The 18,248-nt window shown below is 59.3% G+C and carries 13 protein-coding genes and 4 pseudogenes; 11 read left to right on the top strand and 6 right to left on the bottom strand.

What is annotated here, in order from left to right; translation table 11 throughout:
• Nucleotides 1-327: 327 nt before the first annotated feature.
• Both V1289_RS15355 and V1289_RS15350 read left to right on the top strand, forming a co-directional pair.
• Nucleotides 328-771: a MarR family winged helix-turn-helix transcriptional regulator gene (locus V1289_RS15355; protein ID WP_334397706.1), complete on the top strand. Its 444-nt coding sequence runs from the start codon at nucleotides 328-330 to the stop codon at nucleotides 769-771.
• Nucleotides 764-2,212, top strand: a complete 1,449-nt coding sequence (locus V1289_RS15350; RefSeq protein WP_334397705.1) for a DHA2 family efflux MFS transporter permease subunit — start codon at nucleotides 764-766, stop codon at nucleotides 2,210-2,212. Before V1289_RS15355 ends, V1289_RS15350 begins: the two co-directional genes overlap by 8 nt.
• Before the next feature lie 298 nt (nucleotides 2,213-2,510).
• On the opposite strand, the gene V1289_RS15345 is transcribed toward V1289_RS15350, so the two are convergent.
• From V1289_RS15345 to V1289_RS15330, 4 genes are all read right to left on the bottom strand, one after another.
• The gene (locus V1289_RS15345) at nucleotides 2,511-3,374 is read right to left on the bottom strand and encodes an ABC transporter permease (protein WP_334397704.1); all 864 of its coding nucleotides are present in this window, start codon (nucleotides 3,372-3,374) and stop codon (nucleotides 2,511-2,513) included.
• Nucleotides 3,374-4,174, bottom strand: coding sequence for an ABC transporter ATP-binding protein (locus V1289_RS15340; protein WP_334397703.1), 801 nt, complete (start codon nucleotides 4,172-4,174; stop codon nucleotides 3,374-3,376). The genes V1289_RS15345 and V1289_RS15340 overlap by 1 nt, the downstream gene beginning before the upstream one ends.
• Nucleotides 4,175-4,229: 55 nt before the next feature.
• Nucleotides 4,230-5,180, bottom strand: coding sequence for an ABC transporter substrate-binding protein (locus V1289_RS15335; RefSeq protein WP_334397702.1), 951 nt, complete (start codon nucleotides 5,178-5,180; stop codon nucleotides 4,230-4,232).
• 178 nt (nucleotides 5,181-5,358) lie between these two features.
• On the bottom strand, nucleotides 5,359-5,547 hold the full coding sequence (locus V1289_RS15330) for a hypothetical protein (protein ID WP_334397701.1): 189 nt from the start codon (nucleotides 5,545-5,547) through the stop codon (nucleotides 5,359-5,361).
• Nucleotides 5,548-6,192: 645 nt separating this feature from the next.
• On the opposite strand from V1289_RS15330, the gene V1289_RS15325 reads away from it, so the two are divergent.
• Nucleotides 6,193-7,104, top strand: coding sequence for an NAD(P)-dependent oxidoreductase (locus V1289_RS15325; protein WP_334407476.1), 912 nt, complete (start codon nucleotides 6,193-6,195; stop codon nucleotides 7,102-7,104).
• 434 nt (nucleotides 7,105-7,538) lie between these two features.
• On the opposite strand, the pseudogene V1289_RS15320 reads toward V1289_RS15325, so the two are convergent.
• Nucleotides 7,539-8,897 (bottom strand): annotated as a pseudogene (locus tag V1289_RS15320) (MFS transporter).
• Between the two features lie 152 nt (nucleotides 8,898-9,049).
• On the opposite strand from V1289_RS15320, the gene V1289_RS15315 reads away from it, so the two are divergent.
• The 5 genes and pseudogenes from V1289_RS15315 to V1289_RS15300 all read left to right on the top strand — a co-directional run bounded on the left by V1289_RS15315 (nucleotide 9,050) and on the right by V1289_RS15300 (nucleotide 12,331).
• Nucleotides 9,050-9,415: a response regulator gene (locus V1289_RS15315; RefSeq protein ID WP_334397700.1), complete on the top strand. Its 366-nt coding sequence runs from the start codon at nucleotides 9,050-9,052 to the stop codon at nucleotides 9,413-9,415.
• A gap of 969 nt (nucleotides 9,416-10,384) precedes the next feature.
• Nucleotides 10,385-10,559: pseudogene (locus V1289_RS49715) on the top strand (IS256 family transposase); the annotation flags it as partial.
• A 93-nt stretch (nucleotides 10,560-10,652) separates the two neighbouring features.
• Nucleotides 10,653-10,925, top strand: a pseudogene (locus V1289_RS15310) (PAS domain-containing protein); the annotation flags it as partial.
• Nucleotides 10,926-10,959: 34 nt separating this feature from the next.
• Nucleotides 10,960-11,172, top strand: a pseudogene (locus tag V1289_RS15305) (zinc-binding dehydrogenase); the annotation flags it as partial.
• A gap of 265 nt (nucleotides 11,173-11,437) precedes the next feature.
• The gene (locus V1289_RS15300; protein WP_334397699.1) at nucleotides 11,438-12,331 is read left to right on the top strand and encodes an NmrA family NAD(P)-binding protein; all 894 of its coding nucleotides are present in this window, start codon (nucleotides 11,438-11,440) and stop codon (nucleotides 12,329-12,331) included.
• A 417-nt stretch (nucleotides 12,332-12,748) separates the two neighbouring features.
• Here the strand turns inward: V1289_RS15300 and V1289_RS15295 are convergent, their stop codons facing one another.
• A complete protein-coding gene (locus V1289_RS15295; protein WP_334397698.1) occupies nucleotides 12,749-14,221 on the bottom strand; it encodes a helix-turn-helix domain-containing protein in 1,473 nt (490 codons plus the stop codon).
• A 113-nt stretch (nucleotides 14,222-14,334) separates the two neighbouring features.
• Here V1289_RS15295 and V1289_RS15290 point away from each other — a divergent pair, with 113 nt between their 5' ends.
• From V1289_RS15290 to prpB, 3 genes are read left to right on the top strand one after another with little or no spacing between them, the layout of a single operon-like run.
• The gene (locus V1289_RS15290) at nucleotides 14,335-15,888 is read left to right on the top strand and encodes an MmgE/PrpD family protein (protein ID WP_334397697.1); all 1,554 of its coding nucleotides are present in this window, start codon (nucleotides 14,335-14,337) and stop codon (nucleotides 15,886-15,888) included.
• Nucleotides 15,889-15,897: 9 nt separating this feature from the next.
• The gene (gene prpC, locus V1289_RS15285; protein ID WP_334397696.1) at nucleotides 15,898-17,082 is read left to right on the top strand and encodes a bifunctional 2-methylcitrate synthase/citrate synthase; all 1,185 of its coding nucleotides are present in this window, start codon (nucleotides 15,898-15,900) and stop codon (nucleotides 17,080-17,082) included.
• A 10-nt stretch (nucleotides 17,083-17,092) separates the two neighbouring features.
• Nucleotides 17,093-17,995, top strand: coding sequence for a methylisocitrate lyase (prpB, locus tag V1289_RS15280; RefSeq protein WP_334397695.1), 903 nt, complete (start codon nucleotides 17,093-17,095; stop codon nucleotides 17,993-17,995).
• Nucleotides 17,996-18,248: the final 253 nt, after the last annotated feature.

The following is an 18,248-nucleotide window of genomic DNA, read 5'->3' as shown; positions in this document are numbered from 1 at the left end:
CGGCACCTCCAACCCCAAAGCCAAGCTGGATGTGAGCGGGTTGAATTCCGCGACTCCGATTAGCGCGCCACTAACTTTTACGAAAATACGGCGAGCTTTACCGCCTTTTATGTAGGTGCGTGCAAGTCTCCGGCGGTGGAGGTGGCGGCGGCACGCTCGGCGGCTCCAACAACCAGGTGTAGTACAACAAGAACGGCGCCTTCGGCGGGGCCAGCAACCTGACCTACGTCAGCTCCACCGGTTTTCTGGGCGCCGTCTCGAACCAAGAGGCCTAAGTCGAAAGACAGACAATCTTGCAAAATTGTCTTCCTTTTGTACGATGTGAACATGAAGGTTGCCCTGGATCGACCCCCATCGCTTGATAAGGCGTCATCCGAGCTTTTGTTGGCAATCGGACAACTGGTCCGCAAGCTGCGCTCGCAGTCCAATCCGAACGAAATGAACCTCTCGCAGATGAGCGCGCTGGCGCGGCTCGAGCAGTTCGGCCCGATGACGACAGCCGATCTGTCGCGCGCCGAGGCGATGAAGCCACAGTCGATGGGGACCATCCTTGCAAGCCTGGAGCAGGACGGATTCGTCCATCGCCAGCCTCATCCGACGGACGGACGGCAGATCCTGTTCGCGCTGACGGACAAGGGCAAAGAGGAGCGGCGGCAACGCGGCATCGCGAAACGCGTTTGGCTCGCGGCTGCCATGGCGAAATTCACGCCCGCTGAACGGCAAACCCTGAACGCGGCGATCCCACTGATGAAACGTCTTGGCGATGGCTGAAGGTAGTCAGCCATCGCGGAAGCCGGGCGCTTCCGGTGGCGAGGATCGGACGACGCCGCCGTCTCTAGATGTGCCCGATCCGACGGACCAGCTCGATCCCGCGATCTGGAAGATCGCCGCGGTCTCGATCATCGGCTCCTTCCTGCTGCATCTCAATGCAACGATCGCCAACGTGTCGCTCGCGAGCCTTGCGACTGAGTTTAACAGCAGCCTGACGACCATGCAGTGGGTCACGAGCGGCTATCTGCTGGCGATGACCCTGGTGATGCCGCTCAATAGCTGGGCGGTCGACCGCATCGGCGCCAAGGCCGTCTATCTCATCTGCTTCACCGCCTTCACCATCACGTCGGTGCTCTCCGGGCTCGCCTGGTCGACCGCTTCGCTGATCGGGTTTCGCGTGCTGCAGGGGATGTGCGCGGGCCTGCTTGCGCCGATGACGCAGATGATGGTGGCGCGTGCCGCGGGAAAACATCTGGCGCGGGTCATCGGCTATATCGCGACGCCGGTTCTGCTCGCGCCCCTTCTTGGGCCGGTCATCGCAGGGCTGATCCTGGAATACGCCTCCTGGCGCTGGCTGTTCTGGGTGAATCTGCCCATCGCCTTGCTCGGCCTGATCCTGGCAGTCATCGTGCTACCCGATGATCGCGAGCATATCAGGCCGCGAAACCTGGATTGGATGGGTCTGGCTCTGTTGTCGCCGGGGCTCGCGCTGTTCCTGCTTGGATCGGACAATTCCGGCGATCGCGCTGGTCTCCTCACGGTCGGCGCCGCAATTATCTTCCTGGCCGCGTTCTACTGGTCCGCGCGCCGCAAGGGCGATCGCTCCTTGATCGACCTTCGGCTGTTTTCCATCAAGGTCTTTCTGACATCCTCGATCACGCAATTCCTGTCGAACGGCGTCCTTTTCGCGGGTCAAATGCTCGTTCCCATCTATCTCATCCAAGTCTGCGGTCGCTCGCCGAGTGAAATGGCCTGGCTCATGGCGCCGCTGGGCATTGGGATGGTCTGCACCTATCCGTTCATAGGCGCTCTCACCGAGAGGTTCGGAACGCGCGCGGCTTCGGCCGGCGGCGCGTTTCTGGCCTTCGTCGGAACATTGCCGCTCGTCTATCTGGCGGAATACGGGCTGGATATTGTCGTTCTGTCGGTCGCTCTGTTCGTTCGGGGCGTGGGCCAGAGCGCCGTTGGCGTTCCCTCCTTCTCGGCTGCCTACACGGCCGTCGGCAAGAGTCAACTGCCGATGGCGACAATGACCCTCAACATTGCTCAGCGTCTGGGGGCGCCAACCTTCACGACGCTGTGCGCGACCTTTCTCGGCTGGGCGCTGAAGACGCAGCCTCTGCATCAGGCCGCGCCGACCCCTTATGCCTCTGCCTTTCTTCTTCTGAGCGCGCTCCACGCTGCCGTCTTTGCCTTCGCTTTGAGACTCCCGGTTCGGTGAGGCGAATTGCTCCTTCAAAGCGCGGTCAGTTGCATCAGTATATCAACACATCCGTTGATAAAAACGCAGGCATGCGATAACATGGATGCGGAGCGCCCGTCTGTCATGCTGACAGCGGGTGATTTCGGTCCAGGTCATCTACTTCTCCGATGGCTTCGAACACCTCGAAGAAGCATAACCCGCTCAAATCACCCAACTTAATTTCCGGTCGGCCTCTAAGGCGGATCCGAAAAATCAAAAGCCGAACTTTTGAGGCTAAGATGGTCGTCCGCGAAAACCGGTTGATTTGTTCATGGCCTCAGCGATTGCGAAACTCCGACGTCCAGTGTAGTACGCGGCGCTCAAAGAACTGTACGCCATACACTAAGCAAAGGCCTACGATGCTGAGCACGGACACCGAAGCCATCATGTTCGTAGCATTCGTCGCAGCGAGCGCCAGAATCATCTGGTAACCTATGCCGGTTCCCGAGCCCACGAACTCGGTCAGTACTACGCCGATGAGGGCGAAGCTGATCGCGTTGGGGAGCGAGGCAAAGGTCCAGGCGGCCGCGGTCGGCACTCGCACCCGCCACAGGATCTGCCGTCGTGTTGCACCGAGCGTGCGACAGAAGTCTACGAGATCTTTCTCGACGCTGAGTCCGCCTTTGTAGGTATTGAAGAACACCAAGAAGAACACCACGAACCATGCGGTGACTACCTTCGACGCTATACCGAAGCCAAAGAACATGGTGATGAGTGGCACAAACGCGATGCGCGGCATCGAGTTCAACGCCACGATGAAAGGGTTGAGTACGTCAGCTAGGGGCCGACTAATGCTAAGGGCCATGCCTACGATGAAGCCTGACCCCGCTCCGACCAAGAGGCCGCAGAATGTGGCTTGGAGTGTTTCGAACAGCTGCGGCCAAAGAGAGTTGCGACCGGGCTGTACCCACTGCCAAATGCGGGCCAGAATCATGCTCGGTCGACTGATGAAGAAAGGGTCTATAAGCGTGTTCTGCGAGACCGCAGGGATACGTGTAAGGATTTCCCAGCTGCCGAAAACGATTGAAATGACGCCGATCTGGCAAGCCAAGACCATCAACCGGCGACGTCTGTCTGCTTTACGCGCGTCATCTTGTTCAACCATAAGGCCGACTCGTGCCCCGTCAATGCTCATGGTCATCAGACTTCCGCTCGGTATTGATTGGCCAAAACGGCCCAGATGCGCTGGTAGTAGTGGGAGAACTCATCCTGCTCACGTAGTTGGAAGACGTCACGCGGATAGGGAATTTCGATCGCCTCATCCAACAGAACGCGGCTGGGTGGTCGCGAGAGAACGATGACCCGAGTCGACAGAGTAACCGCTTCGTCAAGGTCGTGCGTGACCATTACTACTGTCTGCTTAAGCTTCCGCCAGATCTCGAGCAGTTCCTTGTGAAGGTGCGTCCGGGTATGGGCGTCGAGCGCACTGAAGGGTTCATCAAGCAGCAGGATCTTAGGCTCGACGGCCAGGCTCATTAGCAGGGCGACACGGCGCCGCATGCCGCCGGACAGCTGGTGCGGATATGCTTCTGCGAAGCCGGAGAGGTGCCCGAGCACGAGAAGTTCTTTGACTTTTCTGTCAATCGTTTCCTGGCGACAGCCGGAGAACTCCAAACCCAGACCGACATTCCTGCGCACTGTGTACCACGGCAACAATGTGTCCCTTTGGAAGATGTAACCGAGCTTCTCAGGCACCTCACCTGTTTGCGGTTTGCCCGAGACGACGACGCTACCGGCACTCGGCATGATGAACTGGGCTACCAAGTTAAGGATGGTGCTCTTGCCGCATCCCGATGGTCCGACGATGGAGACGAACTCTCCCTCGTTGACCGTGAGGGAGAAGTTCTCCACCGGGCGGACGGAGCCCGCCGACGTAAGAAAGGTCTTGGTGAGATTCCTTATCTCGATCGCCGCCGGACTGACTTCTGTTGCACTCTGCACTCTTGTCCTTCCTCCGTGAATGATGTCGACGTACTTCCAATCGACGCGTACAAGCCTAGCCGAGCCCACGGGCCTTCTTCACGAAATCGAAGCTGGTGCCCCGGTTGTAGGCGACATCAGGATTGGCGAGTTCATCTGCCGTCTGCAATTCGCCTACGCGCATCACCGTCAGCATTCGGTCATAGGCATCCGCCTCGATTATGTTCGTAGAGGAAAAGATAGACTGCTTCATGAAACCGAGCGCACGGCGGAAAGCGACACGGTTGAACGCGGCGAAATAGTCCTCGAAGACCATCTCTTCAACGGTCTCCACATCTTTCTTGAGGATGAAGTCCTGCGCTTTAACCATCGCGGTAACAAAGGCGCGCAGATCGTCGGGCCGATCCTGCAGAGCGCTTTCCAGAGCGTAGTACGCAAGCCCCGGAGCTTCACCGCCGACCACGTCGTTCCAGGTCTTCTCATCGCCCGTGGAAAATACGGCGGCAGCCCAGCCGTCCGCCTGCGTTATCTGGTCAAGGTGCAGCGGCGCCGCGAAGGTCGCATCCACCTGCTTCGACTTAAGCATGGCCAAGCAGGTCGTGTTGTTTCCGACGGCGCGGATCTTGGCGTCCTCTACGCCGACCTGGCCAAGCAGATAGCGAAAGACCGCCTCGCTGGCGGATTTCGGCTGTGTGCTTGCGATAGTTTTCCCGGACAGGTCTCGGAGCGACCGGATGCGACCGCTGTCAACATCTTCCTTACGGACGACGATATTCGCCCAATCCATCTTGCGATCGATCCCGAAGATGATACGCGAACGACGTCCGGCGATTGTGAGCGCCGGCGCATCCATCGCAGCACTGAGCGCAACAAGAACTTGGCCAGCGGCCAAAACTTGACGGCTACGTGGGCCGGTCTGTGTATCGATCAGCGTGACGTCGAGGCCAGCTTCCTCGAAAAATTTGCCGCTTTTTGCAACGAAAGGCGTGAGGCAATGAAGGTCGACAGCTCCGAAGCCTACCGTCATCTTCCCTCGAGGTTGCGCGAGAGCGCGGGCGCCACCCACGGTCAAGATTGCCGACGTTGCAAGAGCTCCCTGAACGAAGCCGCGACGGTCAGATCGGAATCGATCCTTGTCCCCCATGTGATCCTCCCTTAGCTTGGTCGAATATTCGTTGTGATAGAGAACGCCTGCATTGTGTTACCTATGCCCAACTCGCGTCGAACTTGATGTCGTTGCCCGGACCAGTTGGGATGTTCTTGATCTGGAACGCGGCCATCACCGCACCGCCGATCTTTGAGTCGGGATGTCCCGGCAGATCGGCCGCTTGTGTCCCGCTCACAGCAAAAAAGGCCGCTGTCGAGCCCAGCATAATGCTATTAACCAACTTCATATAAGCCCCTCCGGTTGTCTCACTCAAACGTCGTCAGCTCACCAGAATGGCCCGACCACTCCGCCTCCCGTCGGCCTCGACCAACAGAACGTCGTCGAGGCCAAGTGGTTGAACGGAGACAATGAGCGTCGCGTGCGCACGATCCGCTCTTTGCGTCATTACGGTGCCAGATCAAGTTGGCAAAAGGCGCGTGAACTTCGTACGTAACGTACAATTGGTCGCGCTTACGACGAGGTGTGCTCCAATTTGCACAGTAACGTACACTCTGTACCATCGATCGCTAACCAAAGCCACGATCCTGCGAGGATAGTTGCGCCCGACCTCCGAGGACCTTGCTGGCCTTTGGTTGCCATAGGCTAAGCCTCGGCAGGTCTCCAGTTCGATCGTTTATGATTGACGCACGGGGGCGTTTGAGCTGACTTAGTACTTAGTTGACGGATCTGGCGACATCTTGTGGGCGTATGACATGACGCTGCTAGTCTCGCTCACGCAAGGCAAAGTTTCGCGTGCAGCAGGTCCGCTTGCACTTCTTTCGTGGACTAATGTGGGAAAGGATGCGGCTTTGAATCCGAAAGCGAAATTGCTCACTATGGAAGGTATTCGCCAGCTGCGGTCCGGGCTTACGCGACTGATTGACGGCGAGCGCTGCGTGCAGTTGGTCCACGGTTACGTCGAGGCCGGGCGTGGAGTCGCCCGATGAGCCGGCCAGATATCTTCGTTAAAGGTCGCGTCGGGATCGTCGGCGTCGGGGAGATGGGGCGTCCGATCCTCAACCGCCTGAAAGCGCGCGGCTTCGATGTCTCCGCGTACGTCCGCCGCGACGAGGTGAAGGCCGAGCTGGACGCCATGGGCGTGACGCTGGAGCCGGACGTCAAGGCGCTGGGCAAGGGCCGCGACTTCATCATCAGCTACGTCCTGACCGATGCGCAGACCCGCCAGGTGGCGCTCGACGACGGCCTGATCGACTCCATGGACCCTGGCTCGATCCTGATCATCCACACCACCGGCAGCATGAAGACGGTGCAGGAGATCGGCGAACGGGGCGCGGCGAGAGGCGTGAAGGTGGTGGACGCCGGCGGCGCTTGGCCGCCTCCCTACACCGCGCTGGGCGAGATGACCCTGATGGTAGGCGGCGAGCCTGAGGACGTGGCCCGCTGCATGCCGGTAATGGAGACCTACGCCTACCCGATCCACCACATGGGCCCGCTCGGCTCCGGCATGGCGCTGAAGCTCATCAACAACGCCGTGGCGGGGGTGCATTTTCAGGTGGCTTCCGAAGTCATCCGGATCAGCCGTGACCTGGGATTGGATGCCTTCCGCGTGCTGCGATGCCTCACCTATGCCACCGGCGGCAGCACCGCCATGCACCTGATGTGCGGGGCGACGACCGAGGAGCGGTTCTGGGAATCGAGCGGATACTTCCTCTACAAGGACCTGACGGTCGTCTACGAGGCGGCCGAGCAGATGGGCCTTGACCTGGGCATGATCGGAGAGCTGAACAAGCGGCTGATGGAGCACATCTCCACGACCAGGGCAGACAGACCGGCATGCACCTGATGTGCGGGGCGACGACCGAGGAGCAGTTCTGGGCTCGTCCGGGTACCTCTTCTACAAGGATATGAAAGTGGTCTACGAGCACGCCGGGGCTCAAGCCCCGGCGTAACCCGAAAGCTGGCTCGCTGCAGTGCGCAATTTGCGTTATGCACTCGTTCGGGACGGCGGCTGGCCTGCTGATGATGCCGTTGAACCTCGCCAGGTATTTCGGCGGCTTATCAGGTCATTCAAAGCTCGACGCTGGCGGGCAATGCCGTCGCAAGTGCATCCAAGGCGAACCGGACACGCAACGGCAGATGCGTGGGTCCCTGGCCAAAGAGCATGAGTCCTGTACGCATGACGCGCATATGCATTAAGAAATGCATCAGCTCACCTTCCGGCAGAGCTTTTGCGAAGAAGCGCCTTTAACTTTGAGGCCGGAACCCACACCATTCCACTCACCACCGCCTTCTCTCTTGCGAGGGAAAGTAGGGTGGGGACTCCGCGCTTTCGCGCGGGTCGGTGGAGCGCGCTGCCTTCTGTGCATGGCCGCGCTGGACAAGCCAGTTGAAGGCGGTGACGACGAGCAAGAGCGCGCTCGTCCCGCAGAAGACGGCGCGCATGCCGAAGTACCTTCCGAAATACCCGCCGACTATCGGCCCGATGATCTGGCCGAGATACTGGGCCACGGTCGAGTAGCCGAGGATCGCGCCGGCGATCCGGTCGGGGACGCTGTGGCGGGTGAGGGAGGTGATCGACGGCAGGAGTCCGGCGAGCGCCAGTCCCATCAGGAAGCGCAATGCCACGCGCTGCCAGCCGTTGCTGACGAAGGCTTGCGGGATGAGGAGCAGCGCCGTCGCGAGAAGACAGCCGATAACGACCTTCCAGGTGCCGATGCGGTCGGCGAGTCGGCCGAGCCGCGGCGCCGCGAGGATGCTGGCGAAGGCCGAGGCCGACATGACGAGGCTGGACATCAGCGTGATGTGCGAAGCGTCCTTTGTAAGCTGCGCCACGTAGACGATGATGATTGGCTCGATCGACACGTTGGCGAGCATCAGAATCAGAGCCGTTGCGAGCATCGCGATGACGGGCCGGCGGTCGGTGATCGCCGCCCAGGTGCTCTCGGCGGATCTGCGCAAAGCGGCATCGCGCGGAGCCTCGCGGCGCTCCTCGGGGATGAAGGCCGAGGTCGCGAGGAACGCAAGGAAGATCGCGCCGCCTGAGACGAAGAAGGTCTGCCGGATGCCGATCAGGTCGGGTAGGATGCCGCCGATCAGCGGCCCAACGAGGTTACCGGCCATGATGCCGGTCGTGAGCTAGCCGAGGGCCCAGCCGGAGCGCTCGCGCGCCGTCTGTGTCGCGATGAGGACGATGGAGCCTGACGAGTAGCCGCCGACGAGCCCGGCGACAAGGCGCAGGAGCACCAGCTGATGCACGTCCTGCGCCATGCCCATCATGGACACGACGATCGCCAAGCCGAGAGGATCGGCTTGCGTCCGTAGCGGTCGGAGAGCTTGCCCCAGAGAGGCGAGACAATGGCGGCGCCGAAGAAGGTGGCGCTGAACGCCACGCCCGACCACTGCAAGATCGCCGACGGCGAGCGCAAACCGAGGCGCTCGACGTAAATTGGCAGGCGGCACGAGCAGGGTCATGCTGACGCCCGTCGTGAACACCCCGAAAAGGCAGACATAGAAATTTCGCGGCCAATAGGACGATTCCGTGCGGTCACCTTGCCAAGCGGCGGGGGCCGGTGACTGGAATTCGTAGCATGCAGAAAGCCGGCCAGAACAAAATCCCATGTCTATCGAATTCGGTATTGAGAGAAATTCAGCAAAATCTGTCAGTGCTCCATAATATGATCGGCCTTTCTTCGTCCCGTCGTCCCCAGGAAGGATCTCCTTGTCCAATCCGCCGGTAATATTCAATCGTCGACGACGATGAGCCGGTTCTCGCTGCAATCCACAATCTCGTGAGGTCGCTTGGCTACGTGGTGGTCCATACGTTCGCGTCGGCTGAAGAATTCTTGCGTTCGCCGCACCGGAATGAGACATCCTGCGTGATAGCCGATGTCAGGATGTCGGCCATGAGCGGGCTCGAGCTGCAGGCCCATTTGCTTGCCAGCGGTCAGCGCTTTCCGTTCATTTTCGTCACGGCGTCCTCCGTTGAAAGCGATCGCGCCCAGGGCTTTGAAGGCGGAAGCGATCTGCTTTCTAATCAAACCGTTCGACGGAGACCTCCTGACCAAATGTCTGGAGACCGCCCTGGCACAAAACGGCGCGTCGGCGCGAATGAGCTCAGCCGGACGCGGCGCGAGAACCGCTATACGCAAGGATGATCTCGCCAAACGTCTGGACGAGTTGAACGCGGGCGGTGATAGCGCGACACTTCGCATCGTCGTCCTTCGAGACGAGGCAAAGACAGCATCAGACATCTTAATCAGCAGGTGGCAATTCCTCGGAGGAGGTCACAATGCGTTACGGAACCGCGCTGCTCTCGTGTGACAGTGAAGACCCCAACATCATCTCGTTGCGAAATCCTGCGGGCGAGCGCTAGTGCGGACGCCTGTGTCTTTTCAAGGGTCAGGAGAACTTCATTCGCTGGATGCGTCGAGCGAGCGCGGAGGCCGCGTCATGAACAACCGTTGCAGCAATCCCGATTGCGCGCGTCCCTTCGGACTGATCCGGCACAGCTGGTGCTTCAAGCAGTTCTGCTCGACCAAGTGCCGCGAGGCCTACAAGTGGCAGCTGCAGCGCAACCGGACCTATTGGAAATGGCTCTACCAATCCCCGGAGCCGGCGGCCCAACGGAAAAACTCATCTGACGACCAGCGGCGGCGTTCAAAGGAGCGACCATGACGACCGTCGATGCGATGCTAGTGGGAGCGATACTGGCGTGGGCGCCCTCGCTGCTCATATTCCTCTATATCGTGCGCGACCTGCGCAACATACCCCGCGATGACCTCGATTGATCGTCACGGAATCTATTCGTCCCTCCGGGGCAACGCGAAGCGGCGCGCCGTGATGCGCAAATCCGTTGGGCCACGTACATTGCGCAGAATGGATTCCGGGTTCTCGCTTTGGGAGCGGCTTCTTAGCCCGCGGCGAAAGCTTCGTCGGTTCGAGTCGGACCTGGTCCTCCATTCTGCATAATTTCGGGCTGCTTTCCCTGATTGTGCATATTCGGCTTCGTTATGCGCTTCGCGCCTTTGGTGGAACGGTGGACACGCAGGCTTGAGGTGCCTGTGCTTCGGGCGTCCGCACAATACAAGGGGTGGCGTCCGCCTCATTCGGCTGACGTGTGCTGGCGCATCGTCTCTGCCTTTGCAGCCGCCGTTTGCTTATGACGGCGCCGAAAGCTCTTGGCTGCAATGGCGCTGAGTCGCCGACCAGCTCCGCCCCAAGCCACCCAGGCTCGCCGCCTTCCCGGACGAGGTGGGCCGATCGCTCGCCTACATGAAGTTCCCGGCCCACAGGCGTGTCCATCAGTGGCGACGCTACTAGGACGCTGGCCGAAACCCAATTGCCGACCTTCTTCTAAAGTGCTCTACTCAGTGCTCCAGCCGGGGGTCTGCAATGAAGCGCAGTCGGCCCACGAGTGTCAGGGGTTTAGCCGCGCAAGCCAAGCCGCGACGCGGCAAGCATCATCCGCACACCAGCGAATGGGAATGGCGGGAAGTCTTCGAGCACACCCCGGTCATGTACTTTATGATCGATGCAGTTGGTACGGTCCTGAACGTGAATGCTTTGGGTGCTGCACAACTCGGTTGTTCGGTCACCGATTTGATTGGCCAATCACTGCTGACCCTGTTTCTTGAGGAAGACCGAGAATTTGTGCGAAACCGCTTCGCGGACTGCGTCAGGACTGTTGCTCGATCGCACACAAGCGATGATGACCCGCTCCTCGTTCCAGACGCCCGACATGATCGCGCAAAATCATCTGCTCAACGACGTCGCCGATCTCATCGACAAGGGCGTGCTACGCACGACGCTGGACCAGACCTTCGGCACCATCAATGCCGCCAACCTGAAACGCGCCCATGCGCTGCTGGAGAGCGGCAAGTCGCGCGGCAAGATCGTGCTAGAGGGGTGGTAGGGCTCGGCTCCGTCATTGCAAGACCGTAGGACGGGTTGAACAAAGCAAAACCCATCCTACGCGTCTACGTCTGGTCGCGACGTGGCTCAGCCCTTTCGACGAAAGTGCATCGGCGTAAAAAGCTTCCTCTTGCATTTTATTGAAGTTAAAGTTAACTTCAATATAAAGACGTTGCTGCCAGTCAAGAGGATACTCGTGCGTACGCGTCCGGCGCCGCGCCACCGACACCGAAATCAAGATCATGCTAGGTAAATGGAGGATTCAAATGGACAGTTCAAGCAACCTGCTTGTGTTGGGTGCAACAGGACAAGTAGGAAAACTCGTCGCAGCAAATCTAAGAAGGAGTAAAGCGAACCTTACGGTAGGGACGCGAAGGAAGGGGAAACTGGAAGAGCTCGCAGATCAATTTGGAGCAGCCCGATTTATCGATCTCGATGATCCTCGAACTTTCGATGAAGCATTAAAAAACATCACGAGCATTTTTCTAGTAACCGGTTACACCGTTGACATGCTTGTGCAAAGCAAATCACTTATCGATGCGGCAAAACGTAATGGTGTAAAGCATATTGTGCACCTGGGCGCATTCACGCGAGATCGCGACGCCTACGCTACGGTTTTCGCCTGGCATCAGATGATTGAAGCCTATCTTCGCGACAGTGGCGTTGCATGGACGAATTTACATCCTAACATGTTTATGCAAAGTTTTCTGTCAGTATGGTCGCTCACGGGCGGTGTATACGGTGCGTACACTTCTAAAGCCATTGGGTTTACCGCTTTGGAAGACGTAGCAGAAGCTGCAGCCGTGATTCTCATGGAAGGGCCGGAAAAACACAATGGAAAGGACTATTGGTTTTCAGCCGACGTGCTTACTCCGGACCAAGTGGCTGAAACTCTAACTGCGGCTACCGGCCGTAAGTTCACAGCAGCAGTTGTGAAAGCCGAAGGTTTCCAAAACGATGCCGTACAGCCTGATTCAGCATTCGAACCAGCGTATGCAAAGGGAGGATTCGAATTGTTCGAACAGGTCGAGGACGGAAGAATGGCGTATGTTGGAAGCGTAGTAGACGATACAAAGAAACTTCTAGGTCGCGAGCCGTTGTTGCTGAGAGATTGGGCAAAACGACACGCCAATGAGTTATTGGAGGTCGCGCGTAGCTAAGTGTCGGCGCAGAACGCCGCGCGCGACTGCATGCAGGATGTCGTCGGGCGTGCCGACGCCCATCAGGTATCCCGACCTTCGGCGGTAACGGATAAGTCGGTGATGTGTGGAGAGGACGAATGACCTATCTCTTTCGGCGATAAGAGTATCATGTTTATTCGTTTGACCCTTGCGAACGTGGATGATCATTTTAAACAGAAAGATGATGTGTCTCCGTGGAATGGAGACAGCTGACAACGGCGGCTGTCTCCGTGGAATGGAGACAGCTGACAACGGCGGGTATCGTTGCATATGCCTCCTTCGAGGAGGCCGAAGCAAAAGTTTTCAGGCCACGCGCAGTGCTGGTTGAAAGATAAAATCGCATATTACCAAGTTGAAAGTAACGAGAGGTCCTGAAGGCATTGTTTTCCATGGCCGTTAAAAACTTTTGCGAGGTCGGGAGTTCCCAACCGGGAAAGTTGACGGCTCGCGGGTATCGATTCGGTATGGCACGACACCTCTTTCCGCCGTACCAACGTCCAGCGGCCGTCCAATCGGTGGAAGCGCCCGATGGCGGCAATCGGTTCGCTCACAAGCGCGGCAGCCGGGGCCAATCAGGTCGGCAGCTTCGGCATCATCTAGATCGACACCTTTCGCATAGACGGTCTGGCCGGCATGAGCTACCTCGCATCCGAGGCCGACGGCGACCGCACGCGGACGGCTGAGATACGAGCCCGCAGAAAGACTGACAGTTCGTGCGATACATAGATACGTCGTTCCCTCGGGCGTGGCTGCAAGCTGAACCAAGGTGCGGCCCGGCTGCGAAAACGCTTGATGGACGTTCCACAGCGGGCAAGGGCCTCCGAAGCGGGCAAACTGGAAGCGGGTGGCGCTGCTCCGCTTCAAGACGTTTCCGGCGACGTCGATCTTCAAAAAGTAGAATGGAATGCCTGGCGAGGTCCGTCGTTGTAAAGTGCTGAGTCGGTGGCAGACCTGTTCGAAGCTCGCTCCAAACCGCCTTTGCAGGCGTTCGATGTCGTAGCGCATATCGCGCGCGGAGTTGAGGAACGATTCGTAGGGCATGACCAATGCGCCGGCGAAGTAATTGGCGAGGGCGACGCGCGCAAGAGCCGCGGCCTCGTCGTTGCTCAACCGCGCTTGACGGATCTGGCGATCGATAGTGTCCCGCTGATCAAGCAGACCGATCACGTGCGCGATCCAGAACATGCGACTTTCCGATGGCGCGTCTCCAGATAAGAATAATGTTCCAACCGTACGATCCAGGCGCCAGATCATTCCACTGTCGAGGGCTTCCGGCGCATGCTCAATTCGGATTCGGTAGGCGTCACGCAGGTACTTTACGAGATCCTCGCCCCGATTTTCGGGACGAAAATCGCGTGCTGCCGCGAGCCTTTCGGCTGCCCGATCGAGTACGTCGAAATGATTGCGCTTTGATTGGACCCAATCGCGGACTTCGTCGTAAGGGAAGCGGCTCGCGGCGCCGCTTCCCGCGTGCGCGACGCTCGTCTGCAGCAAGTGGCGTTCCTCCTCGAGAGAGAGATAAGCCCGATAGAGGTGCAAGAAGCGTTGAGTAATGTCGGGCGAAACCCGGACTACTGCATTCGCCTCATCAGGCGAGACGGCCGCGCCAAACAGCGGATCGCTGGCGCTTTCACGCAGCTCGCTTGCGAGTCGCAAATCATCATCGTCGGCGAAGTATCCCGTCTCAAGCCCAAACCGACGGCTCAGCTGCAATAAAAGCTCGCGTGTGATCGGCCTTTGGTCTGCCTCGATCTGGCTGAGGTAGCCAGGTGAGATGTCGAGGGCTTCGGCGAGTGCCCCTTGCGTTGTCCCGTACTGTTCGCGCAGCCGGCGCAGCCGATCTCCAGCAAAGATCTTCCTAGGCTTCATGGCTTTGCAAACTTTACAAATCGACAAATGCTCTCAGCACGACTGCGCACTTTGGACGCTCCTCTGATGGCGGCGGGTTTGCTAGATTTGCACAAATCGATCGAGGTGCAAAGATGCAACATCACGAGGTCCGCGTTCATCCCTCGCGAGCCAATCTCCCGAGATCCGAGCAGTTTGCCTGGAAGGTCGCCGAGGTCGCGGCCGACACCGTTCCAGTGGATCAGGACGTTGTCGACATGATCCGCAATCGGATCATAGACAATGCAGCCGTCGCTGCGGCTTCACTGAAGCGGCGGCCGGTCTCAAGCGCACGCAACCAGGCATTGGCTAATCGGCGCATACCTGGGGCAACCTTGTTCGGATTTTCCAAGGTAGACGGGATCTCTCCCGAATGGGCTGCGTGGGCAAACGGAGTCGCCGTAAGGGAGCTCGACTACCACGATACGTTCCTTGCCGCAGATTATTCCCATCCCGGCGACAACATTCCTCCGTTGCTGGCGGTCGCCCAGCATTGTGGCCTTTCCGGCGCCGACCTCGTTCGGGGAATCGCTACGGCCTATGAGATCCAGGTCAACCTCGTCAAAGGCATCTGCCTGCACGAGCACAAGATCGATCATATCGCCCATCTTGGTCCGTCAGCGGCCGCCGGCATTGGCGCTGCGCTCTGTCTACCGACCTACACGATCTATCAAGCAGTGCAGCAGGCGCTGCATGTCACCACTACGACGCGTCAGTCGCGCAAGGGTGAGATTTCGAGCTGGAAAGCCTTTGCGCCAGCGTTTGCCGGCAAGATGGCCGTTGAGGCAGTCGACCGCGCCATGCGGGGCGAGGGCGCTCCCTCGCCCGCCTGGGAAGGTGAAGACGGCTTCATTGCGTGGTTGCTGGGCGGTCCCAACGCGACCTACACCGTGCCTCTGCCCACGAGCGGTGAAGCGAAAAGGGCGATCCTTGAGACCTACACGAAGGAGCATTCGGCGGAATATCAGAGCCAGGCGCTGATTGACCTCGCACGCAAGATGGCGCCGAAAATCGGGGACCTCAACCGTGTGCGGGAGATAGTCATACAGACCAGCAATCACACCCACCACGTGATCGGGACCGGTGCAAACGATCCGCAGAAGATGGATCCGCATGCCAGCCGCGAAACGCTCGACCACTCCATCATGTATATTTTTGCCGTTGCTCTCGAGGATTGCGGCTGGCACCACGAGACGTCCTATACGCCGGAGCGCGCGGGTCGCCCTGAGACGGTCGCGCTGTGGCACAAGATCAGGACTGTGGAGGATCCCGAATGGACCCGCCGCTACCACACTCACAATCCGAAGGAGAAGGCTTTCGGTGGCCGCGTAGTTGTCATGCTCGATGACGGTCGCGTGATCGAGGACGAGATGGCGCTCGCCGATGCCCATCCGCTTGGCGCGCGCCCGTTCGGCCGCGCTGAATACATTGCCAAGTTTCGCATGCTCGCGGAGGGCGTCGTCGCCGCGAACGAACAAAGCCGTTTTCTGGATGCCGTTGATGGCTTAGGTCGGCTGAAATGCGGCGATCTCTACCGGCTCAACTTCGTGGTTGATCCCGTGTCGCTGGGTGTGTCGCGTGATCCTGGAATCTTCGATTGGAACGATCGCAGGTGGCTGCGTCAAGTGCATGGTGACGCCGAGGCATAGGAGGGCAAGATGACGGAAGCTGTCACGTCGAATGAGCCGCGTACACCGAAGAAGTCGGTTGCGCTGTCGGGAGTCCTCGCCGGCAATACGGCACTATGCACCGTAGGTCGCGCCGGTAACGATCTGCACTACCGCGGCTACGATATCCTCGATATCGCAGACAGCTGCGAGTTTGAGGAGATCGCTCACCTGCTCGTGCACGGTGCGCTGCCTACTACGCACGAGCTGTCTGCCTACAAGGCCAGATTGAGAGCCTTTCGCGGACTTCCCATGGCCGTACGTTCAACGCTGGAGGCTCTCCCTGCGTCAGCGCATCCGATGGATGTGATGCGGAGCGGCGTCTCCGCGCTCGGCTGTGTCATTCCGGAAGCGGCCGATCATGACGCCGCCGGCGCCCGTGATGTGGCCGATCGGCTATTGGGGTCGCTCGGCTCGATGCTGCTCTACTGGCATCATTACGCGCACAACGGACGCCGCGTCGAGATCGAGACGGACGATGACACGATAGGTGGTCACTTCTTGCATCTGTTGAGCGGAGCGCCCGCATCGGAGAGCCATGTCCGCGCAATGCATACTTCGCTCATCCTCTATGCCGAGCACGAATTCAACGCCTCGACCTTTACCGCGCGCTCGATCGCGGGAACCGGCTCCGACATGTATTCGGCGATCACTGGCGCCATCGGTGCCCTGCGCGGCCCAAAGCACGGAGGCGCCAATGAAGTCTCGTTCGACATTCAGAAGCGCTATGCCGATCCGGACGAGGCGGAACACGACATTCGTCGCCGCATCGAAGCAAAAGAAGTTATCATCGGGTTCGGGCATCCTGTCTATACCCTCGCGGATCCCCGGAACGAGGTGATTAAGCGGGTGGCTCGACGGCTCAGTCAAGAGGCGCGCGCGACCAAGATGTTCGATATCGCGGAGCGGATCGAGCGCGTGATGGCCGAGGGTAAGAAAATGTTCGCCAATCTGGATTGGTTCAGCGCCGTTTCCTACCATCTTCTTGGTGTACCGACGGCCATGTTCACCCCGCTCTTCGTCATTTCCCGGACCTCGGGATGGGCCGCGCACGTAATCGAACAGCGCGCGGACAACAAGATCATCCGGCCCTCAGCCAATTACATTGGTCCCGAGAGCCGCGCCTTCGTTCCGATACAGCAGCGAGGTCAAGCCTCGGTGTCGTGCGCGGCCTGAGGAGGACAGCATGCCTTATCTCGTTGCATCGAATGTCCCTTCGGCGCCCGCCGGACTGCGATTCCGCCAGCTCCTGGAGCGCGGCGGGATTCTTCAGCTGCCCGGAACTCACAATGGAATGGCTGCGCTGCAGGCGAAGGCTGCCGGCTTCGAGGCGCTGTATCTGTCCGGCGCCGCGATGACCGCGTCGATGGGCCTGCCGGACCTTGGTATTATCACGGTCGATGAGGTAACTTTCTTCATCCGGCAGATCGCTCGCGCGAGTGGGCTTCCGGTGCTGGTGGACGGGGACACCGGGCATGGCGAAGCCCTAAACGTGATGCACATGGTGCGCTGTTTCGAAGATGCGGGTGCAGGTGCGGTTCACATCGAGGATCAGGTGCTTCCCAAGAAGTGTGGTCACCTCAACGACAAAAAGCTTGCTGACCCGCGCGATATGGCGGCCAAGGTCGCCGCCGCGGCCAAAGCGCGGCGCCATCTCTATCTGATCGCTCGCACCGACGCGGCCGCAAGCGAGGGGTTGGACGGCGCGGTCGCGCGGGCGAAGCTCTATGTGGAAGCGGGCGCAGACGCGATCTTTCCGGAGGCGCTGACCAGTGCCGAGATGTTAGGGGAATTCGCTCGGCGTATGCCCAACGCACCACTACTCGCGAACATGACCGAGTTCGGCCGAACTCCATTTTTCACGGCGTCCGAGTTTCAGCACATGGGCTACCGGATGGTGATCTGGCCCGTCTCCTCGTTGCGTGTTGCAAACAAGGCGCAGGCTAATCTATTTGCGGCGCTCAGACATGACGGCGGCACGCACAACGTCATCGAACAGATGCAGACCCGCGCTGAGCTTTATGATTTGATCAGCCTAAGGGACTACGAGGCGCTGGATGCGTCGATTGTCAGAACGATGCTTCCGTAGGAGGAAGCCCATAAGGCAATCCAGTGTTGCCGCGTAGAGAGCGGTTCAACGCGATCCTGAAGGTCTTCCCGATACCGATCGGACATGTACACGACTGGCGTCACCAAATGGCCTGATCAAGTTACTCATCGGAGGAGCCGGATGCGGGAAAGCCGCACGTCCGGATCTGTGAGGCGTTGCGCCTTGCAAGCGCGTTGAAGTCTGCCGTCTGCGATGACGGCCGCGGCAAAGCCTAGCGAGCAGCCGCGAACCG

It is taken from the genome of Bradyrhizobium sp. AZCC 2289, from assembly GCF_036924615.1.
Lineage (GTDB): Bacteria > Pseudomonadota > Alphaproteobacteria > Rhizobiales > Xanthobacteraceae > Bradyrhizobium.
Note: the sequence above shows the minus strand (reverse complement) of the source record. Positions and strands in the feature narration are given on the sequence as shown.